At 55.4% G+C, this 20,630-nt stretch carries 19 protein-coding genes, 1 tRNA gene and 1 pseudogene; 7 read left to right on the forward strand and 14 right to left on the reverse strand.

Annotation, left to right across the window (positions count from 1 at the left end; genetic code table 11):
• Positions 1-68 precede the first annotated feature (68 nt).
• The 3 genes from K1V27_RS15465 to K1V27_RS15475 all read left to right on the forward strand — a co-directional run bounded on the left by K1V27_RS15465 (position 69) and on the right by K1V27_RS15475 (position 4,460).
• Positions 69-728: a peroxiredoxin gene (locus K1V27_RS15465; RefSeq protein WP_258930952.1), complete on the forward strand. Its 660-nt coding sequence runs from the start codon at positions 69-71 to the stop codon at positions 726-728.
• Positions 729-887: 159 nt separating this feature from the next.
• Positions 888-2,504 (forward strand): R3H domain-containing nucleic acid-binding protein, encoded by a 1,617-nt coding sequence (locus tag K1V27_RS15470; protein ID WP_258930953.1) that lies wholly within the window; start codon positions 888-890, stop codon positions 2,502-2,504.
• A gap of 36 nt (positions 2,505-2,540) precedes the next feature.
• A complete protein-coding gene (locus K1V27_RS15475; RefSeq protein WP_258930954.1) occupies positions 2,541-4,460 on the forward strand; it encodes a magnesium chelatase subunit D family protein in 1,920 nt (639 codons plus the stop codon).
• Positions 4,461-4,570: 110 nt separating this feature from the next.
• Here K1V27_RS15475 and era read toward each other — a convergent pair whose 3' ends face one another.
• Genes era through rnc form a run of 3 tightly spaced genes read right to left on the reverse strand, consistent with a single transcriptional unit; the run spans position 4,571 to position 7,352 of the window.
• Positions 4,571-5,482 carry a GTPase Era gene (gene era / locus K1V27_RS15480; protein WP_258930955.1) on the reverse strand — a complete coding sequence of 304 codons (912 nt, stop codon included), beginning with the start codon at positions 5,480-5,482 and terminating at the stop codon, positions 4,571-4,573.
• 43 nt (positions 5,483-5,525) lie between these two features.
• Positions 5,526-6,563, reverse strand: a complete 1,038-nt coding sequence (locus K1V27_RS15485) for an elongator complex protein 3 (protein WP_258930956.1) — start codon at positions 6,561-6,563, stop codon at positions 5,526-5,528.
• A gap of 57 nt (positions 6,564-6,620) precedes the next feature.
• Positions 6,621-7,352 carry a ribonuclease III gene (gene rnc, locus K1V27_RS15490; RefSeq protein ID WP_258930957.1) on the reverse strand — a complete coding sequence of 244 codons (732 nt, stop codon included), beginning with the start codon at positions 7,350-7,352 and terminating at the stop codon, positions 6,621-6,623.
• Positions 7,353-7,459: 107 nt separating this feature from the next.
• Here rnc and K1V27_RS15495 point away from each other — a divergent pair, with 107 nt between their 5' ends.
• From K1V27_RS15495 to K1V27_RS15510, 4 genes are all read left to right on the forward strand, one after another.
• Positions 7,460-8,047: a D-glycero-alpha-D-manno-heptose-1,7-bisphosphate 7-phosphatase gene (locus tag K1V27_RS15495; RefSeq protein WP_258930958.1), complete on the forward strand. Its 588-nt coding sequence runs from the start codon at positions 7,460-7,462 to the stop codon at positions 8,045-8,047.
• Between the two features lie 15 nt (positions 8,048-8,062).
• Positions 8,063-8,734: a DUF1614 domain-containing protein gene (locus K1V27_RS15500; protein ID WP_258930959.1), complete on the forward strand. Its 672-nt coding sequence runs from the start codon at positions 8,063-8,065 to the stop codon at positions 8,732-8,734.
• 46 nt (positions 8,735-8,780) lie between these two features.
• Entirely contained in the window at positions 8,781-9,926 is a 1,146-nt protein-coding gene (locus K1V27_RS15505) for a DUF362 domain-containing protein (RefSeq protein ID WP_258930960.1), read from the forward strand.
• A gap of 52 nt (positions 9,927-9,978) precedes the next feature.
• A tRNA-Sec gene (locus K1V27_RS15510) sits at positions 9,979-10,077 on the forward strand.
• A 252-nt stretch (positions 10,078-10,329) separates the two neighbouring features.
• Here the strand turns inward: K1V27_RS15510 and K1V27_RS22855 are convergent.
• The 11 genes and pseudogenes from K1V27_RS22855 to K1V27_RS15560 all read right to left on the reverse strand — a co-directional run.
• The gene (locus K1V27_RS22855) at positions 10,330-10,518 is read right to left on the reverse strand and encodes a type II toxin-antitoxin system RelE/ParE family toxin (RefSeq protein ID WP_353740592.1); all 189 of its coding nucleotides are present in this window, start codon (positions 10,516-10,518) and stop codon (positions 10,330-10,332) included.
• On the reverse strand, positions 10,508-10,696 hold the full coding sequence (locus tag K1V27_RS15515) for a hypothetical protein (protein ID WP_258930961.1): 189 nt from the start codon (positions 10,694-10,696) through the stop codon (positions 10,508-10,510). Before K1V27_RS15515 ends, K1V27_RS22855 begins: the two co-directional genes overlap by 11 nt.
• A gap of 1,143 nt (positions 10,697-11,839) precedes the next feature.
• Positions 11,840-12,058: a type II toxin-antitoxin system HicB family antitoxin gene (locus K1V27_RS15520; RefSeq protein WP_258930962.1), complete on the reverse strand. Its 219-nt coding sequence runs from the start codon at positions 12,056-12,058 to the stop codon at positions 11,840-11,842.
• A gap of 1 nt (position 12,059) precedes the next feature.
• Positions 12,060-12,317 (reverse strand): type II toxin-antitoxin system HicA family toxin, encoded by a 258-nt coding sequence (locus K1V27_RS15525; RefSeq protein ID WP_258930963.1) that lies wholly within the window; start codon positions 12,315-12,317, stop codon positions 12,060-12,062.
• A complete protein-coding gene (locus K1V27_RS15530) occupies positions 12,304-12,732 on the reverse strand; it encodes a DUF5615 family PIN-like protein (protein WP_258930964.1) in 429 nt (142 codons plus the stop codon). The genes K1V27_RS15525 and K1V27_RS15530 overlap by 14 nt, the downstream gene beginning before the upstream one ends.
• Positions 12,716-12,958 (reverse strand): DUF433 domain-containing protein, encoded by a 243-nt coding sequence (locus K1V27_RS15535; RefSeq protein ID WP_258930965.1) that lies wholly within the window; start codon positions 12,956-12,958, stop codon positions 12,716-12,718. Before K1V27_RS15535 ends, K1V27_RS15530 begins: the two co-directional genes overlap by 17 nt.
• A 163-nt stretch (positions 12,959-13,121) precedes the next feature.
• Entirely contained in the window at positions 13,122-16,175 is a 3,054-nt protein-coding gene (locus K1V27_RS15540; RefSeq protein ID WP_258930966.1) for a type I restriction endonuclease subunit R, read from the reverse strand.
• On the reverse strand, positions 16,175-17,542 hold the full coding sequence (locus K1V27_RS15545) for a restriction endonuclease subunit S (RefSeq protein ID WP_258930967.1): 1,368 nt from the start codon (positions 17,540-17,542) through the stop codon (positions 16,175-16,177). Before K1V27_RS15545 ends, K1V27_RS15540 begins: the two co-directional genes overlap by 1 nt.
• Complete coding sequence (locus K1V27_RS15550; RefSeq protein WP_258930968.1) at positions 17,524-18,183, reverse strand: transposase; 660 nt, start codon at positions 18,181-18,183, stop codon at positions 17,524-17,526. Before K1V27_RS15550 ends, K1V27_RS15545 begins: the two co-directional genes overlap by 19 nt.
• A gap of 143 nt (positions 18,184-18,326) precedes the next feature.
• The gene (locus K1V27_RS15555) at positions 18,327-20,051 is read right to left on the reverse strand and encodes a type I restriction-modification system subunit M (protein ID WP_258930969.1); all 1,725 of its coding nucleotides are present in this window, start codon (positions 20,049-20,051) and stop codon (positions 18,327-18,329) included.
• Positions 20,052-20,360: 309 nt separating this feature from the next.
• Positions 20,361-20,630: pseudogene (locus tag K1V27_RS15560) on the reverse strand (ISKra4 family transposase); the annotation flags it as partial.

Below are 20,630 nucleotides of genomic sequence, written 5' to 3' on the forward strand. Positions count from 1 at the left end.
GTCAACTCAGCGGATATTACTGTCTAATTTAAGTAATTAAGAATGCTGTAGTTGAGAGGAGGGATCCTATGAGCCAGTTGCAGGAAGAGAGCCGACCACCGCGTTTGGAATTGAATGGGCCTGCGCCGGATTTCGAAGCGAACACCACGCACGGCCCCATTAGATTATCCAAGTGGGCAACAGGGAAATGGGTGATTTTGTTTTCCCATCCGGCCGATTTCACGCCGGTTTGCACCACTGAATTCATGGCATTTGCCAAGCTGCACGATGAATTTGAAAAAAGAGGCGTGAAGCTTCTGGGGAATTCCATCGACAGCAATTACAGCCACATTGCCTGGGTACGGAACATCGAAGAAAAGTTTGGCGTAAAGATCCCGTTCCCGATCATCGCCGATCTGGACCAGAAAGTGGCCAGGCTCTATGGCATGGTCCATGAACCGAGTTCGGCCACGGCTGCGGTGCGCTGTGTGTTCTTCATTGACCCGGAAATGCGTATAAGGACCATGATCTATTATCCGCTCAATGTGGGACGGAATTTTGATGAGATTCTGCGGGTGGTGGATGCCCTGCAGACGGTTGACAACAATGCGGTTGCCTGCCCGGCCGACTGGAGGCCCGGCGATCCGGTCATTGTGCCGCCGCCTGGAACCGCACAGGATGCAGAGGCGCGCGTCAAAGACAGTACTTTGCAGGTAACGGACTGGTACTTCTCCAAGAAAAAACTATAACGACGCAAGCGAGATGATTTGCGCAATTTGCGTAGAGCAGCGCTTTGGCCCTGCTCTACCTCACGCCGCCTTTCACGCCCGACCGTTCATTTCTCCGGACAATGTTCTTCAGGGTGGTCTCCCCCCCCCGGGCACTCCCCTATTTTTTACGTCCACCAGATGAAGCTGGACCTGCAATACAACTTCCAAGAAAATGTTTTTGCTGCCAAGATTATTTTGGCAAACACTATAACGGAGGCGAAACTGGACGACGCACGGATCAAAGTCACCGACGATGTCGAGCTTTTGCTCGACGTCATGCCGCCACAAATCCGGCAGGCTATCCAGACGGAAGACGGCCTGGAACTGCTGGTGGAAATTGTCCTTGACTTGGGAAGAGTCGCCGAAGCAAGATTCGCTGATCGCATAGCTGAGCTGACGGCAGAGCATGTCTCGCGCGAGGACATTCATTACGTGGTCACTCGTGTCGGTACCTTTACCGATGACAACCGCGCAGGGATAGAGAGGACGCTGCATCGCATCTCGGCGATACGCAATCGAGTGGGAACGATCATCGGCCTCACCTGCCGGGTAGGCCGTGCGGTATTCGGGACGCTCGACATTTTGCGCGACGTGATCGAGAGCGGCGTATCGCTTTTGCTGCTGGGACGCCCCGGTGTAGGGAAAACGACACTGTTGCGCGAGGCGGCGCGCGTGCTGGCTGACGATCTGGACAAGCGGGTCATCATTGTCGACACTTCCAACGAGATTGGCGGCGACGGCGACATCCCCCATCCGGGCATCGGCCGTGCGCGTCGCATGCAGGTGCCATCTCCCGACAGGCAGCATGCCGTGATGATCGAAGCGGTAGAAAATCATATGCCGGAAGTCATCGTCATCGACGAGATCGGAACCCAGGCGGAAGCGCTGGCTGCGCGCACGATCGCAGAAAGAGGAGTGCAGCTGATCGCTACAGCGCATGGAAATACACTCGATAACTTGCTGCAGAATCCCACGCTGGCCGATTTGGTCGGAGGCATTCAGGCCGTCACCCTGTCCGATGAGGAAGCGCGCCGGCGCCGAACGCAAAAGACGGTGCTGGAAAGAAAAGCACCGCCCACCTTTGATGTCATGGTGGAAATTCAGGACAAGAATCGTCTGGTGGTGCATCATGACCTGGCAAGAGTCGTTGATGCGTTCCTCAGGGGCCTGCCCCTCGCACCCGAAATGCGCATGCGCACCGACCAGGGGGACGTTGAAATACTCCCGGCCAAGGGCGAGCCGCCCCTCGGTGAAGTAGAGACCGCCGCACTTAAGCCCCCTCCGGCGAAACGCCCCAGACGCAAGGTGCATAGAATCTATACATACGCCATTTCAAGAAGTCGACTGGAAAAGGCCATCCACAAATTCAGGGTGCCGGCAACCATTGTGTCGGACATCGATAAGGCGGACCTGATACTCACTCTGAAATCCCAAGAAAAACGGCGCCCGCGGCGGTTGCGTGAGGCTCAGGCAAGCGGCGTGCCGGTGCATGTGGCCAAAAGTAACACGGTGGCGCAAATGGAGAATTTTTTGCGCTCGATTTTCCTCGTCGAAGACTACTTCAACGGCGAAGAGAGCGCCTTGAAGGAAGCTGCGACGGCTGCCGAGGAAGTAATGCAAAAGGGCGTGCCCTCGGAGCTGGCGCCGCAGAGCTCGCATTTTCGCCGGCTGCAGCATGAGCTCGTGGAACGCTGTGGGCTGACAAGCAAGAGCAAAGGCAAGGAACCTTATCGACGGGTAATCATCTACCCCTAGAATCGACGACCCCAACTGGAAAGATCACATACGACAATGCAATCCAACTTCCCTTTTTCCGCCCTCGTTGACCAAGAATTGATGAAACGCGCCCTATTGCTCAACGTGATCGACCCCACCCTGGGTGGGGTATTGATCCAAGGCGAGCGCGGGACCGCCAAATCGACGACCGTCCGCGCGCTGGTCAATCTGTTGCCGACCATTCGCGTTGTGGAGAACTGCCCGTTTCAGTGTGACCCCGACGACCCGCCAAACCTCTGCGATCATTGCCGCGCCATCATTGAATCGGGGCAGGAGCCCCCCGTCACCACTAGAACCGTTCGCATGGTGAATCTTCCTATCGGGACAACGGAAGACCGCCTGCTCGGCTCAATCGATATCGAAAGAGCCGTGCGGACCGGCCGAAAACGATTCGAACCCGGCCTTCTGGCGGAAGCCCACCGCGGCATCCTGTATGTGGATGAAGTTAATCTGCTCAATGACCAGATCGTGGATCTGTTTCTGGATGCGGCGGCCTCCGGGATGAACATCGTGGAACGGGAAGGAATCAGCTTCTCGCACGCCAGTCGCTTCATCCTGGTGGGCACCATGAATCCCGAAGAAGGGGATCTGCGGCCGCAGCTGCTGGACCGTTTCGGCCTATCGGTAGACATCGAAGGGATACAATCGTTGCCGCAGCGGGTGGAAATCACCAAGCGCAGGCTGGCCTTCGAAGAGAATCCGCAGGATTTCAGGCGCTGCTGGCAGAAGGCGGATGCAGAGCTGGCCCAATGCATCATGCGAGGCAGGCAGACATTGGCGCAAATCGCCTTCAGCGAGAACCTCCTTGAAGCGGCAGCCAGTCTTTCGGTGGCCATGGGAACCGACGGCCATCGAGCTGACATCACCATGATGAAAGCCGCAAGAGCCAATGCCGCGTTCGAAGGACGGCTCAAGATAACCGCCCGGGACCTGCAGCTGGCGGCGCGCCTGGCACTGCCGCATCGCATCAAGAAGTCTCCCCTGCAAAAGGCCCGGCTTGACGAAAGCAAGCTGCAAGAACTGATCGACCAGCACACCGCCGCGCAATCCCTCGACCAGGAGTGGGTACCCATCCATCAAAACAGGCAGAAACAATCGTCACCGGCCAAGAGCTACAAGTCGCCCGTGCAGTGTGTGACGCACCTCTGCCCGGGTGCCAGACCGCTCAAGCATCATTTTCCCTGGCAGCTGATGACCGGGGCTCACCCCGGGCGCCGTTTTAGTTTAGCCAATCTGCACAAGGGCGGCGCAGTTCTCGGCAGCCGGCTGCCGCACCACGGAGAAAAGCCGCAGGATCTCTCTCTGATTGCCACCCTGAGAGCCGCTGCACCGCATCAAAATGCCCGCAACGGCAAGCTGGGGTTTCAGGTGCACGGTGATGATTTCAGACTGAGGAAGCGATCCCATAAAACAGGACTCGCTTTGGTGATGGTGATTGATTCGAGTGCTTCCATGCGCACAAACGACCGAATGTCGCTCACAAAAGGCATCATTTCAGCCCTTATGGACGACCTGTACCGGCGCCGCGACAAACTGGGAATCATTACTTTTCGCCATACCGCCGCGGACATCATCCTGCCTCTTAGCAGCAATCTGCGGGGCGCAGCGGAAAGCATAGAACACCTGCCAGTGGGGGGCAGAACCCCCCTGGCGGCGGGACTGGAGCTGGGAATCCGGCTGCTGCTGCAGGAAAAGCGCAAGCACCCGGAGACTCTTCCGGCCATCCTGGTTTTTTCGGACGGAAGTCCCAACGTCAGCTGCTTCGGTGGAGATCCCCTGGAGGAAACCCTGTTTTATGCAAGCGAAGTCAAACGACACGAAATTCAGGCCATTCTTGTCGACACAGAATTCAATCCCATGGCCACGGGGTACGGCTATGAAATCGCTGCCCGCATGGCTGCAAGCTACATGACCATGGACCGGCTCCATGGGTAGCAGCGTGTCTGTCGACAGGGTGTGCGCCGTTCCCGGGAGATTAACGGCAAATCCCGCCCCTGCGTCATTTCGATGCCGCACCGCCAGGGCCGCCGGACCTCTGTATCACCTCACTTCAAGCCATATCCAAACTCCGCCAGAACGCGCGGATTCTTGCGCCAGTTTTTCTGCACACGGACAAACAACCCGAGGTACACCCGGCATCCCAACAAAGCCTCGATGTCCTTTCTGGCCTGCTTGCCGATCTCTTTCAGCATCTGCCCCTGCTTGCCAATGATGATGGCTTTCTGTGAGTCTCTTTCAACATGCACAACGGCTTCAATGTGAATTCGATGGCGCTGCTGATCCTCGGAAAACTGCTCGACGGTCACAGCCACCGCATAGGGTATCTCCTGATGAACCAGATGAAAGACCTTTTCGCGAATCAGTTCGGCCACCAGAAAACGCTCCGGTTGATCGGTCAGATAATCCTCCGGGTAATAAGCCGGACCTTCCGGCAACACTTGTTCTATCTCAGTCAGGAGCGCGTAGACTCCGTCGCCAAGCAATGCTGAAATGGGTACGATGGCACGAAATTTCATATACCCTTTGAACCGGTCGATCACAGGGAGCAGCTCCTGCTTGTTGCGCACCGTATCGATTTTGTTGACGGCTACAATGACCGGCGTATTGAGGCGTTGAATGGCTTCGATGATTGCCTCGTTCGCCGGATGATCCGCCCGCCCGGTCTCGATTAAAAAACAGATGACATCAACGTCATTCAGGGCAGCAAGAGCAGTATCCACCAATATTTGATTGAAGCGATCGCGAGCACGATGAATTCCGGGAGTATCCACAAAAATCATTTGGGAACTGGGCCCGGTCATGATTCCGAGAATTCGATTGCGGGTTGTCTGAGGCTTTGGTGCTGTGATGGAAATCTTCTCTTGTAAAATCTGGTTCAGGAGCGTCGACTTACCCACATTGGGAGCACCGACCAGTGCCACGTAGCCGGATCGAAAAATTGCTTTCTGTTCTGTCATGATGGATGCGTCCTGTTTTCGACGGTATTTTCCGACCAGGAGCCTAAATGCATCGGACTTCCAATTGATGGTCTGCAAACGTTGCCTCTCCCGCCAGTCGCACTGCAGTGAATCCCCAGCGCTTCATCCAGTAGCCAGGGTTCGCCCGTTGCGGTCCTCCCGCCTCACTCAACCTGCGCTGCGCAACCTTGACCAGCAGCGTTTTGCCATCCGTGAACTGCTCATTCGCCAGGGCTCCGTCAACCTGCCGCCGCCACCAGTGAACTTTTACCAGATAGCCGAAAGCCGGGTGATATGGACCGGCCACAATGGCACCCGGCGCCTGTAGAGCCGGATCGGCATGCAACCCCATGCGCACAACCTTGATGTCGGCCCGCACAAATCGCTCATAGGCGTCGGCGCACCAGCCTATGGCCTCCTCCAGAGTGATGGGCCGATAGGCCTTCTTGGAGTACCATTGGGCAAGGACCGTGCCGGTCAATACCAGCGTCGGGTAAAGCCTGACAAAATCAGGCCGCAGCTCGATCGTACGGGAAACGGTCTCGGCAAACCTTTCGCGGGTGTCCCCGGGCAGACCCGGCATCAGCTGTATGCCCAATTCCCAGCCGCCACGGCGAACCGCTTCGGCCGCTCGCCGCACGTGCAGGCTCGTATAGCCGCGCCGACTTGCAACGAGGACTTCATCATGCAATGCCTGCACACCGAGTTCGATCGTTTCAATGGGATAATCGGCCAGCAGACGGCGGATATCTTTCCCCATGCAGTCGGGCCGCGTAGAAAACCGAACACCGGTGAAGACTCCCACCGCGACATGCGGAGACACCTTATCGAGCATCAACTGCAGCTGTTCCCTCGGAACCGCCGTGAAGGTTCCGCCGTAAAGAGCCACCTGCCCCGCCAGGCCGGACCGCATGGCCTCGGCCGCAAGGGCTGCCAGGTCTGTGGTGAAGCGATCCAGCAGAGGAGCCGCCATCATCCGGTCATGTGGCCCCGAGACTACGGTATTTTGATTGCAATACACACAGCGGAAAGGGCAGCCGACATGAGTCAGAAAGATAGGATAAATTCGCTTTGCAGCCATTATATCAGGGCACAACCATGACCACTGGCCTGTTCAAACGCGCCTCTGGGAAACGCGCTAATCGACCGTTTCGTATTTTTCCTCGCGTAACTTTTCTAAAGCACCCATAGCCGCCAGCTGCTGCGCTTCTTTCTTGCTCTTTCCAAATCCCCGGGCAAGCAGCCGTTCCTCCAGCCACACGCTCATAAAAAAGGTCTTGTCATGGTCGGGCCCTTCTTCGGATTCCAGGAGGTACGTGGGGGTCTGTTTGAAAAATGCCTGGGTCAACTCCTGGAGCTGAGTCTTATAATCCTTGTCCAGGGCCTTCAAGGGATGCTCCTGATCCTTGATATCCAAATACTCCTGAAACAGGCGTTGCACCAGGTGGATTACGGTGGTCAGGTCGGAATCGAGGTAAATGGCCGCCAGCAGGGCCTCGAGACTGTCAGCCAGCAAGGACGGTTTTTGGCGCCCGCCGGTGAACTCCTCACCCTTGCCGAGAAACAGGTACTTTCCCAGTTCCAGCTGAACGGCCAGCTTGGCCAGTTCCCTTTCATTCACTATGGAAGACCGGAGGCGCGACAATTCCCCTTCATTGTAATCCGGAAACTTTTCCAGCAACAAATGGCTGATGGCCAGATTCAAAACCGCATCCCCAAGGAATTCAAGGGTTTCATTGTCCACCTGGCCGGGGGCAGGGTTTTCATAGACAAAGGATCTGTGTACGAGGGCCTGATAGAGCAGTCGAGGTTCTCGAAAACGGTACTGTAGTACTTTTTCAATTGCATCCAGCGCACTTGCTTGATTCATAACTTTTTGCTACCAATGAAGGTCAATCTTGAGCTGACGTTTGCACTGCATTGTGAATTGTTATTTTGTCCCCATATGTAAAAATAAGTCAAGCTATAGGTGGTCTTATGCTGATCTGGAGCAACCGCTGTGAATATTCTCCCGAGCGATATCTTCTGCTGGACCGGGATGGAGTGATCAACATCGATCGGCCCGACTACATCAAGCACTGGAATGAATTCATCTTCTATCCCGACGCTCTGGCAGCCCTCGAACAATGCAGAAAACAGCGCATTGGAGTCATTCTGATCAGCAATCAGTCGGCGCTAAACCGGGGGTTGATCAGCCTGGAGGATTTCTGGCAGCTGCACCACCGCATGGTGCAAGCAATCGAAGCAAACGGCGGTACGCTGGCGGCAGCCTTTTACTGCCCGCACCGCCCGGAAGAACGGTGTTCCTGCCGCAAACCGGCGCCCTTCATGTTGCTGAAGGCAGCCCAAATGTTCGACATTGCAATGCAGGAGGCGGTCATGATCGGAGACCGCCCAACAGACGTGCAGGCGGCCATTGCGGCCGGATGTCGCGCTGTTTTGCTGACACGGGAATTGGCCACAGGGCAGGCTCCTGACTCGGACTCCATCAACCCGGCTAACGTCACACGCTGCTCGAATCTGCTTGCGGCTCTGGCTGACCTGGTCGAATCAGTCGGCCCATAGAGGAAAGGACCCCCAATGTTTTTCCCTCCATTTTTGATGTTTTTCCTGTTTATATTTGTCTTCATACTGTTGTTCGTATTCGCCCTGGTGCAATATGGGGTGTTTACGCTGGCATTTGCACGCCTCGGCATTCCGCCCGAGCATCTTTTCTCGCTCTTTTTCTTGTGCATCCTGGGGAGCATGATCAACATTCCCCTGCGCCGCATCTCTCTAAGTGAGGAGCCAAGCCAAAGAGAGTTGGTAACGTTTTTTGGCATGCGATTTCGGCCACCGCCCTGGTCGCGGCCGCGTGAGATGGTACTGGCCGTCAATGTGGGAGGAGCCATCATCCCCACGTGCATTTCCCTCTACCTGCTGATCCATGCGCACAACCCGTTTCGCATGCTGCTGGCCCTGGTGGTGGTGACCATGGCAACCCATCGGCTGGCACGGCCGGTACCGGGTATGGGGATCGCCGTTCCTATGCTGGTTCCGCCGGTCATAGCCGCTCTGGCGGCGCTCGTATTGAATTCCCAATGGGCCCCGCCGACGGCCTATTTCGCAGGAACCATGGGGACCCTGATCGGCGCGGACATTCTCAACCTGGATAAATTGAAGCAGCTCAACGCACCCGTTGCTTCTATCGGAGGCGCGGGGACGTTTGACGGTATTTTTTTGACGGGAGTACTGGCCGTCCTGCTCGCCTGAGCAGGACCGATATCAATTCCGACCTTTGCACAACGAGGGGAATCGCATGGCGAGCAAGGTTTTTCACATCGATCTTAGAGCCGGCAACGATCAAAGTCTGCTCAGCAGAATTCGCCTGCTGGCCGACACTGCAGGGATTGCCAAGATTGTCAAGAAGCGGGGCCTGACGGCGATTAAAATTCATTTTGGGGAGCGCGGCAACACCGCCTTCATCCGTCCAATCCTGGTAAGACCTGTCGTGGACGCGGTGCACAAAGCGGGAGGCAAACCCTTCATCACCGACGCCAACACACTCTACGTGGGCACTCGAGGCAACGCCGCCGATCACTTGACAACGGCCCTCCTCAACGGATTCGGCTATTCCGTCGTCGGCGCTCCGCTGGTCATCGCCGACGGCATCGATGGACGCGATGAAGTGGCCGTGCCGGTCAATTTGAAGCTCTGCCGGGAGGTTCTGGTCGGCTCAGCCGTGGCGCGAGCGGACTCGTTGATTTCCCTGGCTCACTTCAAACTGCATGAAGCCGCGGGCTTCGGCGGAGCAATCAAGAATATCGGGATGGGATCGGCTTCGCGACGCGGCAAAATGGCGCAGCATTCCGAAGTGGCGCCCGAGGTCATCGCCAAGAAATGCATCGGCTGCGGGACCTGCCTGGCGCAATGCGCCCACGGAGCAATAGCTCTGGTTGATCGACCGGCGGACGCCCCCAGCCCCGACCCCAAGGTCACCAAAATTGTCCGCATCGATCAGAAAAAGTGCGTGGGCTGCGCCGGCTGCATTCATGCATGCCCGCAGGGAGCACTGGGCATCAACTGGGAAAAGGACCTGCCGCGGTTTATGGAACGGATGGTCGAATACACCCTCGGCACCCTCAAAGGCAAGGAAAAGCGCACCCTGTGCATCAACTTCCTGACCCAGATTTCACCTGCCTGCGACTGCTACCCTTTTACCGACGCTCCCATTGTGGCCGATATCGGCATCCTGGCCTCGACCGACCCGGTCGCCATCGACCAGGCCTCCATGGATCTGGTCAATGCCCAGCCGCCCCTGGCCTCATCCGTGCTCAAGGACTCGCCGCATGCGGCAGCGGATAAAGTCAAAGCGGTCTACCCGAAAATCGACTGGCAATACCAGCTGGATTACGCCGAACAGATCGGTCTGGGCAGCAGGACCTATGCATTGGTGAAATTGTAAGGAGTCAAAAGGACTTGCCAAAAACGGTCGCATTGAGTACATTGGGCGGACTGGAAGCGCCAAGCTCACTGGTGGGGCTCCCGGACTTCAAATCCGGTGTTCGGGCGTGAAGGCGTTCGAAGGTGGGTTCGATTCCCATGCGCTTCCGCCAACTTACGAGGACAACAAAATTTCTTGTTGTCCATTTTTTTGGTGTGCACATAGTGTGCACGTTTACATGGTGAAAATTATTTTACCATAGCATCCGGCAGCAGGCCGTGGTCCTGAAACGTACTGGCAGTTTGGAACCGCTCAAGGATGGGGACTGATTTGGCATGTACGTCGAAAAGAAGTCCTTCTTTCCATGAATCAATGTAAGCACTTCTATCGTATCGGATGAGACTTTGCAGATAAGTCGATACGATTAGACTATCAACTCTCTGATGTCGGGATCCTGCAACTCCGGAACCATTCTGCCCATGAGAGGGAAGTCCTTCAGAACTTCAGATTTTTCGACAATGTCCTTCACCACTTTTTTGGCATAGAACTTTGAGTCGGAGGCAATATGGTCATGAATGCTTCTGAGATCCCTTTTTGCAGGTCTAGACCAGATTACCTGATTCTATTTCTCTATTGAGATCGTCCACCGTTACATACTCGCCTCTCTTGATAGCCTCTCCTCCCTTTCTAACCTTGTCTATCACATAGAGACGATACATGATTTCATCGATATCGGCGGAATCCGGCAGTTTGGCAATCGCGCTGAGTGCTTCTTGTTTTAGAGTTTCCATTACTGTGGTTCCTTTTCATGTCAAGTCGGGCACAGTTTGTGACTCGCAAATCCTGAGCATTATAATCCGAAACCGATCTTCCAGTAACTCGGCAGCGACGACGTGGGCTCTATTTGAGCACTCTTGCGCACGCGGCATCACCTGGATCCATAGTCGGACTCTCATCTAAGAATGACGAGCCTTGACGCTCGCTGCCTGCGAGGGGATAAACGGCCCAAACCACGCCCCCAGTGATGAACTTCAGGGAATGCCGCGGGGTACGCCCAGCGTGGTTTGGGTCCCGCTTGACCCCTTGGTTATCATATTGGAAGCCACCGTGCCCATTTAATTGAGTCTGTGAATACGTGGCCTGCTTTTTAAATTTCCTGCGGCAGCTGAAAAAGATTGTGAATCCTACCAAGCCAGCTCCACAGAGTCATCAGAGGGAACTACTTACGAGCCATTGCAAATCTCTCTCCGGAAGTCGGAGACACAAAATATACTGTATTTCCTTCTGCAACGAACTGGATTGTGCGACCGCTCGGTGCCTTGAAGCTCACAGTATTGCCATTAATCGTCCCATTCTGGTACCCCACCAAGCTCGTTCCTCGTGCAGGTTGGAACGAATAAAAGAGCGAGTATCCGCTGTTGTCGGGAAGCTTCGCCAATTTATAGGAAACTGGGTTCGAAAAGTGAACTCCCCTGGAATTCGCGCCTGTGACAACACATGCGTATTCCCCGACAAGAATTGGGTTTGGCTCAGCTATTACGTTACACGAAGGCGGTGCTTCATTGGCTGCGCTTGTTACGGCGCTGGTCGAACCCGTGGTCTGACATCCGCCCAAAAAGATGATGATCACCGCGAGCAGCAAAAACCTCAAATCTACGTTCCTCATGTGCAGTTCTTCCTCCTTTCCCTTGAATCCTCTCTTGCCCTCCCATTCTTGAAGCTGCGCTCCGGCACGATCCACAGCGTTTGCTCAACAACCGAAGGTCCCGCTGTCCGTTCGGGAGGTGGCGAAATCCGAACCAACGATCATGAACTGTCCTCGCCAACGGCTCACAGGTGATGCTTGCGGTGCATGCTAACGGTCGGCATAAGGCGCGGCGGCTTTTTGCCGTCGCCCTTGATGCCATTGGGGCATGATCTCTCTCGCAGAGATGCTATGCATACATCAGACGGCCTCTTGGCTCTGGAATAGAGCGACCCAGTTCCTGTGCGGTCTCAATCCATTCCTGGATCACTACTTCTGCATTGGCTACAGCCTCTTGATAGGTTGCGCCATCCGCTGCACAGCCGGGCAGTTCCGGAACCTCAGCAATGAAGGCATGATCCTCATCACTCCAGTAGATAATGACTTCGTACCTAAATTTGCTGGCCATCTTAATCCAGACCTCCGAGACGATATTTCAGGATGACTTGTCTGACCTGTTTGACCTGATAGGGCTTTGCCTTGCCACCATCTTTTGGTTGCAGATTCAAGATCTCTTCTACTCCCTCTTTGGTAAAGATGTGGTGACTCCCACGGATGCGTTCCTGAAACCCCAGGCTCCGTAACAGGCTGCGCATGCCTTCAAAGGGGATGTTCGCATCCGAGGTGCCACGCAGTATCCGAACCAGGATCTTATCATGCTCGCTCATCAAGATAACCCTTCTGTTCCTGGATTTGTAGGATGACCGGCAGCCACAACGGGCAAGATCTATGCTTAGTCGTCGTCTGGCAGTTCCCCCAAGTCATCAAGAATCCTGCGGAGTTCGTAATCACGGTCAGTTCCTCTTGTTCTGCCTGTATCAGATCTGCCGTCTTTTTTCCGTACAACCCCTCTATGCGAATACGAATGACCGACGGGGTTATGGCCCGTGAGAGGGCGAGAAGAGCATGAAAGTCCGCATCAAAAGTGATTACGATCCGCTCTTCTTCTCGTCCTCTCTGAAGTATGGCGGCATCATCGGCCGTAGAATAGCCAATTTCACTGACATGGACTGTATCGATTCCTGCCTCTCGCAACAATCCTGCTGCCGATCTTGGCAGTCCCTGATCAAGCAGCAGTTTCATGGCTTAGCGGAAGATCAAGAACACGGTCATCGAGATGCGCCGCGGCATAGAGGAGAGCTTGCCGTATATCCTCATCGTCAAGCTCGGGATACTCCTCGCGTAGTTCCTCGCGATTAGGGTAGAAGGCCGCCAGTTCCACAATACGCCGGACCGTCAAACGCATATTGCGTACACAGGGTTGGCCGTTCATTCGAGCAGGATCAACTGTGATGCGATCAAATACCATCTTTGGGTACCTCCTGCTTCCTTATAGCATAGACCGGTTTCGCCACCAAGCCTCCTTTGCCGCAGGGATAGGCCGAGCCCCAACGTTTCGGCATAACCGGCTGGCAATGAAACGTAGCGGAATTGCAGGTCCGCGTTGATGCGGTTGTTGGGCGATATTCTTTTCAAGTTTGGCCATCTACATTATCCTCAGATCGGATCTTTTCGTAGACCTCCTTGAGGAGATGCTTGCTTACCGCCTCTCGGAATTGATCCTCGTTCATGAATTTCGCCGTAATCTCTTCGTTCTGGTCCATCCGGTCTATGAAGAGCCCCTCCAAAGCCTTGCGAAAGACGTAGCCGAAGTTCTCCATCGTATTGGCGAGCGCCGCCTGGCGGAGGTTGCTATCCGATACCGCGTCCTCCCGGATCGATTCGAAGAACAGCTGGTCACCAGGACGGAAGTCCGTTCCGAACCGCTCATTGAGGATGTCAATCAGCTTGGACAGTTCGATTTCGTCTCCCCGCGCAACACCCGTTCCTACGGATGTGGGACCCGAAACCTCGTAGCGGGCGCCGGGCTCCATCACAATTGACCCTTCGCCGATCTTCTGCAGGCGGTAATACTTCAGGGCCACATCGTCGTTGAAGTTGTAGACCGGGCCCCGGTCGTCTCTCGGCAGCTTGGTCAGCAGGAACCGGATGTACGAATAGAGCTTCTCGAGGTCGGTGTCCTGGAACGGGATCACCTGTGACATGAAGGAATAAAGGTTCCTATAGGCCACGAGCGTCTTGCGGAATTCCTCCCGGACATCCTCTTCCAGGTCGTTATAGCGTCCCACCGCCGGATCGATGCAGGCATTCATCCTGGCATGATCCGCCGTTGTCTGGTTTGGTTTTGGCTTATAGAAGACCTTGCAGAACTCCTCGACCTCGGCCTTGTAATAAACCTGGTGGCCGTCGAGCTTGGCCTGCAGTTCATATAGCTGCTGTGGTTCGGCACGCTCGCCGATAAGCATCTGCTCATAATAGGGCTGAAAGGCCTTGAGAATTTCATCCGGCTCATTCACGAAATCCAGGACAAAGGTATCCTCCTTACCGGAATGCGTCCGGTTGAGACGCGAAAGCGTCTGCACGGCCTGTATGCCTGACAGGCGCTTATCCACATACATCGTGTGAAGGAGGGGTTGATCAAAGCCGGTCTGATACTTCTCCGCGACGAGCAGCACCTGGTATTCCTCTGTTCCGAAACGCTCGGGCAGTTCCTTCTCCTTGATGTGCTTGCCCTGGGCGTCCACGTTCATGCCGGATTCCGTGTATTCTGCGCCTGCTGCGTCGGGGTCGATCACGGTCCCGGAAAAGGCCACCAGCGTTTTGATGCCCGCGTAGCCTTTGTCTTTAATGTAATTGTCAAAGGCCTGTTTGTACCTGACCGCGTGAAGACGGCTGGAAGTCACCACCATGGCCTTGGCCTTGCCGCCGATCTTGTGCATCGTGAAATGCCGGAAATGCTCGACCATGACCTCGGTCTTCTGCGCAATATTGTGCGGGTGCAGGCTCATGAATCGCGCCAGTGCACGCGCGGCCTTGCGCTTGTCCACCTGCGGGTCATCCTCGATTGACTTGATCAGCCGGTAATACGTCTTGTATGTCGTGTAATTCTGGAGCACGTCAAGGATGAAGCCCTCATCGATGGCCTGGCGCATGCTGTAGAGATGGAAGGGATTCGGCTTGCCGTCCGCGCCGGGTGTGCCGAAGACCTCCAGGGTTTTGTATTTGGGCGTTGCCGTGAAGGCAAAGAAGCTGATGTTGGGTTGATGCCCGCGCTTGGCCATGGTCTTGAGGATTTCCTCTTCATAATCGGGCAGCCCTTCCGCCTCGGCTTTTGCCCTGACCTCTTCCTTGATGGCTGCGCCGGCGAGCACGCCCTTGAGCTCGGTCGCCGTCTCGCCGCCTTGGGAGCTGTGCGCTTCGTCAACAACCACCGCATAACGGCGCATGGGCAGTTCGCCCATTTTCTCGGTGACGAACGGGAACTTCTGGAGCGTGGTGATCACAATCGGCACAGCGGACCAGAGGGCCTCCGCCAATTGGGTCGAGTTGATGTCGATCTTCTGGACCACGCCCTGCTTGTGTTCGAACTGATAAATGGTGTTCTGAAGCTGCTGGTCGAGGACAACCCTGTCGGTGATCACGATGATCGAGTCGAAAACCTTTTCGTCCTTTTCGGTGTAGAGGCTGGCGAGCCGATGGGCCAGCCAGGCAATGGAGTTGGATTTGCCGCTGCCGGCGGAGTGCTGAATCAGGTAGTTGGTTCCGGTGCCGCGCTCGCGGGCGTCGGCGACAAGCTTCCGCACGCAATCAAGCTGGTGATAGCGCGGGAATATCATGGTTTCTTTAAAGGGCACGGCGTGCCGTGCCCCTGCATTTTTCACCGGTTTCTTTTCGATGTGAATGAACCGTGCCAGGATATCCAGGAAGCTGTGACGCTCCAGGACCTCTTCCCACAAATACGCGGTTTTGTAGCCGCCGGGATTCTCCGGGTTGCCGGCGCCGCCTCCGCAGCCCTTGTTGAAGGGCAGAAAGCGCGTGCTTTTACCCGAAAGGCGCGTGGTCATGTAGACCTCGTCGGTGTCCACCGCGAAATGGACAAGCGTGCGCTTCTTGAATTGGAAGATCAGGTCTGACGGATCGCGGTCGTTTTTGTACTGCGTGACTGCATGCCGCCAGTTTTGAGCGGTCATGGGGTTCTTCAGTTCCAGGGTGGCGACGGGAATGCCGTTGAGAGCCAGGGTCACATCAAGGGTGTTGCCGTGCTTGGCCGAGTAGCCGAGCTGGCGCGTAACGGTGAGTCGGTTGGCGGCGTAGAGCGCCTGAGTGTCCGGGTTCATTCCACTGGCCGGGGCGAAATAGGCCACCCGGAACAGCTTGCCGAAACACTTGAACCCGTGTCGCATGACCGAGAGGCACCCCTCGTGGCTGGAGTTGAGCGCACGACACAGATCGTCTATCAGTAGGGACACGGCGCGCCGTGCCCCTACGGTCTTTTCTTTTTGGAGGTTGGCGAGGTACTCCCATTCCTTGGGTTGGGTTTTCCGGATGAACGCAATCACGTCGCCGACGAACAAACCCCGCTCAGTGTCGAAGCCGTCCCGGTCGCCTTTTTCATACCCACCGGCCGTGGTCAGGTGGTGTTCTATGGCGGTTTCGAAGGCGTATTCCGTATGTTGACCCGGCATCAGGAAACCTCCTTCCGAACGTCCATTTTCCCCGTTACTGCTGCTGAGATAAGGGCTCTACGGTATTCGCTGAGCGTCTTAATGCTGTCGATGATCCTTCTTTCCAGCAGCTTTGTCTTCTCTCCTTCTCGATCCAACACGGCCATAATCTTGTCTTGCTCTTCACGTGGTGGAAGCGGCACCTCGAGGCTTTTAAACTTGTCCTGGTCAATCGTTGCCATCGTTACCAAATTAGAAAGGGAGATGAGTCGGTTGATTGCAGGAATCGAGTTGAGGAAGTGGACGAGAAAGCTTGGATTAATCATTCTAGAATCTGGTCTCGCTCGAACGATGTGACACTCAAAAACCGTGGGCTCTTTGACGTTCAAGGCACACACGGAACGTCCCACTCCCTCCAGTTTCAGTGAAGACCGAACGAAAAAAATGTCTCCGGACTGTACCGCATACTTCCGTTGTTCAACTTCATCAGCTTCAACTCGATCCAGACTATCGTGATCCACAATGAAATCTTCACGATACACATCAAATACATTCACGAGTTTGGTGCCTGATCCGAAAAATTCCTTCTTCTTGAAGAGGCCATTAGACAGCCCCTCGCGAATAAGGTACTTGAGGCGCTTCACCTGCCAGTGGTGTGGAACCTCGCCTATCCAAGCTACCTCCGAATCTCTCATCTCAACATTAGGATTTAGCCCCTTGATTACGGCGTGGCTGATGAGAGCGGATCGCTTCTCCTGGAGCAACTCAATCTGCCGCTGCTTTTTTTCAATGAGCGTGTCGATCCGCGCTGTTTCGCGGTCAAGAAAGGATGCGACGGTACGCTGTTCCTTGAGCGGGGGGATCGACTGTCTAAAGTCTCTTATGAAAATTTCGGGCACACGTTTCTGACCGCCAGCACCATACATCTCCGCAGCGCCAAGATGTCTGAAAGCATGACTAATGGTGACGTAAAATAGGAAGTGGCGGTCCATCGATGGGTGGGGACGCAGGACATGTAGTTCCGTCGTACCGAATCCGATGCCGTTCATCAGATCATGTGCAATCGCTCCCTTGCCGTTCTCAAAGCAGGGCGTGATCTTAGCAGCAAGTACATCACCGTCTAGAAAATAGGTATATCCAGTTGAAACCTCAGCGAGCGGGCGTGACTGATCGAGGGATAATCCGCCATACTCGTGGACTGATTCCATTGGCACAAAGGAGACATCGAGAGTGCCGGGCAAACCGTTGATTTCAGATCTAATGGGATTGATTTTTGCCCGATAACGAAGTCTGACTGGGTCCCAATGCTCTGGAATCTCACCGAGCCATGCCACTCCAGACGGCTTGTATGCAGGATAGGCAAGATGTTTCATCTTCGCCTTTCCCATGGGTCTGTTCCTGCCTGTCGGCAGGCACGGCGGCGGACAGGTGTTGGACGAACATCAAATGGGCGAACACAAGGTTCGCCCCTGCGGTCGGTTGCGTTGGGGTTTTCCTGGTCTGTTTCCCATTGCGCCGGGTTGTTGGTGATGTATTCCCGAATGCGGTTCAATTCATTATCGTTGCGGATGACGTGTTCGTAATAATTGCGTTGCCAGATTTTCACGCCGGGGGTTTTTCGCATTTCATTGATGCGTTTTGTCACGGCGGATTTAAATGCCCGGATAATCGTCGGTATCGAACCGGATACGGGTTTTCCGAATTGTTCCACCGTAGGGGCACGGCGCGCCGTGCCCCTACGATCGTCGATGACCAATATCCCGTGAAAATGGTTGGGCATGACCACCCATTCATCCAATATGATTTTATCCCGGATATCACCGGTTTTGATCCATTCATCGGCAACGATTTCCCCCGCATCGTTCAACACCATTTTTCCATCCACGATTTTCCCAAACAGGCATTCCCGGTTCTGCGCGCAAATCGTCACAAAATACGCCCCGGCACCGGCATAATCGTATCCTTTCAACCGGATGGACCGGCGGCTCCGCCGCTCCGGGCGGTTCGCATGTAAATCACCCCTGCTCATTCGCCCCCCTTCGGAGTGATGAATGATGAAAAACATAGCTGAACCCGTTACCATAGCCCTGGGTCAATTCTTGAGACAGCGTGGCAAGAATCTGCTTTCCGTAATCGGCGCGCTGCCCCTCCTGGCGAACTATTAAGTATTCCTTAATAGTTCGCCAGGAGGGCCATTAGGATCGCCTTGAAAAGGGCGGCGGGGACCTTGATCCCGGCTTTCTTGAAGGCAGACGTCAAATGTTTTGAGAACTCGTCGCGGTCTTTGACAATGCCGAGCGAGGTGAGCGGCTCAAGAGCGGCCATAATTTCTTCTTGAAGCTTACGACCCGCTTCGATCTCTGCCTTGGCAGCCTTGGTGTCCTTGCGTTTCTTGCTGGTGGCCAGGTTTGCAAAGGCCTTGGTCTCGGCAAGCCGCACGATGCGATCTTTGTCCACGGCGAAGTTGAGTCGGAGCGGACGCTCGACCGTGATGCGGCGGTAGCCGAAGTCTTCGTTGTCAAAGACGCGGATATGCTCGCCTTCCTTGAGCGTGCCGTAGCGCCGGGTAATGTCGTCGCGCTGGTCGTCGCATACTTCGTGGCGCTTATTGCCGAGGGACTTGCGCATCTTTTTGAAAAAGCCGGTGCCGTCCACCAGTTGAACCTTGCCCCTGCGGCCCGGCTCCTTCCGGTTGGTGACGATCCAGAGATAGGTGTAGATGCCGGTGTTGTAGAAAAGCTGATCCGGCAGCGCCACGATGGCCTCCAGCCAGTCGTTTTCGATGATCCAGCGGCGAATCTCGCTCTCGCCCGAACCGGCTGCCCCGGTGAACAGCGGTGATCCGTTGAAGACGATAGCCAGGCGCGAACCGCCTTCCTTGGGGTCCTTCATCTTGCTGATCATGTGCTGCAGGAAAAGAAGCGATCCATCGTTGATGCGCGGCAAGCCGGCCCCGAACCGGCCGCCGAAGCCCTGCTCCTCATGCTCCCGCTTGATAAAGTCAGCCTCAGGCTTCCACTCCACGCCAAAGGGCGGGTTGGCCAGCATGTAATCGAACCTGTGGCGGGGGAAGCGGTCGTCGGTAAAGCTGTCGCCGAAGGCAATATGCTCGATGTCCTGGCCCTTGATCATCATGTCCGACCCGCAGATGGCGTAGGCCTGGGGATTGTAGTCCTGGCCGAAGACCTCCAGGCGGGCGTCGGGATTTAGTTCCCGGACATAATCCTCGGCAGCAGAGAGCATGCCCCCGGTACCACAGGCCGGGTCATAGAGCGTCTTGACGATGCCCCTGGTCGTGAGCACATCGCTGTCGGGCATAAAAATCAGATTGACCATCAGGCGGATCACCTCGCGGGGTGTGAAGTGGTCGCCGGCCTCTTCATTCGACGCCTCGTTGAACCGCCTGATCAGTTCCTCGAAAATGTAGCCCATCTCAAGGTTCGAGACTTCCTGCGGGTGCAGGTCAATGTCGCAAAACCGGGATACCAGAAGGTAGAGACGGTCCGCCTTGTCGAGTTTCCCGATGTGTTCCTCGAAGCCGAAGTTCTCGATGATCTCTCGGGCGCGGGTTGAAAAGCCCTTGATGTAGTTTGTGAGGTTGGCGGCGATGTTGTTGGGATCGCCTTTGAGTTTCTCGAATGAATAGCGGCTTGTGTTGTAAAAGGGTACTCCCGTAACCCGGCACAGGAGGGGATCGATCTTTTTGACTTTCCCGCCGGAAAGCGCCTTTTGTTTGGCGAGCACCTTGTCTTTGGTCGGCTCCAGAACGCAATCGAGCCGACGAAGCACCGTCATGGGAAGCATTACGTCCTTGTATTGATTCGGGCGATAGGGACCCCGCAGCAGGTCTGCCACTGACCAGATGAAATTCACTTTTCCACTGAAGTTATCGATCATGTTACTCTTTCATCATTGCGCATGCTGGTTCATAATCTTGTTCGCCTAATCGCGGCGCTGAGCCGCGAGCACGTCGGATGGGAGCGGGCCGAAGGAGTCGTCACAGCGCCGGCGCGCGCAGTCGGGTTAGATGCCTTGTTCCGGCGCGACAACGCGCCGGGACAAGGTGCCTGACGAAGTCAGCGCCGCGATTCCGCGCGACGCAGTCGCGCGAAACAGCCAGCTTGAGCGGCAAGCAAACACGCGGCCAAGGGGCTTCCGAATAGGGTGCAGATCTTTTGAAACGACATCCAGGGTAATGCTCCGAGTTCAGGAAGCGGCCGCATAGTGACAAGAGTGGTTACGCTGGAGCTCTTGCTCCCGGTGGAATCTCCAGTAGGCATCGAAATCACCACTGGACCGAAGCGAACGAATTCGGATTATGGCTTCAGCACTTTTCATACGCCAGCGAGCCCCGGTGCGATCCAACCGATCTTTGATCAGATGGCGGCAGGCACCTTCAATCACTCCCGATGCAATGGGGAGCCCTTCGGAGAGGAAGGAGTCATACTCGAGCATGGGGCTGTATTTGGGTTCATC

The sequence above is a fragment of the Desulfoferrobacter suflitae genome (assembly GCF_022603395.1).
GTDB classification, from domain to species: domain Bacteria; phylum Desulfobacterota; class Syntrophobacteria; order Syntrophobacterales; family Syntrophobacteraceae; genus Desulfoferrobacter; species Desulfoferrobacter suflitae.

Coding starts and splice junctions, on each gene's coding strand:
- K1V27_RS15465 (WP_258930952.1), top strand. CDS start 69: ATGAGCCAGTTGCAGGAAGAGAGCCGACCACCGCGTTTGGAATTGAAT.
- K1V27_RS15470 (WP_258930953.1), top strand. CDS start 888: ATGAAGCTGGACCTGCAATACAACTTCCAAGAAAATGTTTTTGCTGCC.
- K1V27_RS15475 (WP_258930954.1), top strand. CDS start 2,541: ATGCAATCCAACTTCCCTTTTTCCGCCCTCGTTGACCAAGAATTGATG.
- era (WP_258930955.1), bottom strand. CDS start 5,482: ATGACAGAACAGAAAGCAATTTTTCGATCCGGCTACGTGGCACTGGTC.
- K1V27_RS15485 (WP_258930956.1), bottom strand. CDS start 6,563: ATGGCTGCAAAGCGAATTTATCCTATCTTTCTGACTCATGTCGGCTGC.
- rnc (WP_258930957.1), bottom strand. CDS start 7,352: ATGAATCAAGCAAGTGCGCTGGATGCAATTGAAAAAGTACTACAGTAC.
- K1V27_RS15495 (WP_258930958.1), top strand. CDS start 7,460: ATGCTGATCTGGAGCAACCGCTGTGAATATTCTCCCGAGCGATATCTT.
- K1V27_RS15500 (WP_258930959.1), top strand. CDS start 8,063: ATGTTTTTCCCTCCATTTTTGATGTTTTTCCTGTTTATATTTGTCTTC.
- K1V27_RS15505 (WP_258930960.1), top strand. CDS start 8,781: ATGGCGAGCAAGGTTTTTCACATCGATCTTAGAGCCGGCAACGATCAA.
- K1V27_RS15515 (WP_258930961.1), bottom strand. CDS start 10,696: ATGGAAACTCTAAAACAAGAAGCACTCAGCGCGATTGCCAAACTGCCG.
- K1V27_RS15520 (WP_258930962.1), bottom strand. CDS start 12,058: ATGGCCAGCAAATTTAGGTACGAAGTCATTATCTACTGGAGTGATGAG.
- K1V27_RS15525 (WP_258930963.1), bottom strand. CDS start 12,317: ATGAGCGAGCATGATAAGATCCTGGTTCGGATACTGCGTGGCACCTCG.
- K1V27_RS15530 (WP_258930964.1), bottom strand. CDS start 12,732: ATGAAACTGCTGCTTGATCAGGGACTGCCAAGATCGGCAGCAGGATTG.
- K1V27_RS15535 (WP_258930965.1), bottom strand. CDS start 12,958: ATGGTATTTGATCGCATCACAGTTGATCCTGCTCGAATGAACGGCCAA.
- K1V27_RS15540 (WP_258930966.1), bottom strand. CDS start 16,175: ATGCCGGGTCAACATACGGAATACGCCTTCGAAACCGCCATAGAACAC.
- K1V27_RS15545 (WP_258930967.1), bottom strand. CDS start 17,542: ATGGGAAAGGCGAAGATGAAACATCTTGCCTATCCTGCATACAAGCCG.
- K1V27_RS15550 (WP_258930968.1), bottom strand. CDS start 18,183: ATGAGCAGGGGTGATTTACATGCGAACCGCCCGGAGCGGCGGAGCCGC.
- K1V27_RS15555 (WP_258930969.1), bottom strand. CDS start 20,051: ATGATCGATAACTTCAGTGGAAAAGTGAATTTCATCTGGTCAGTGGCA.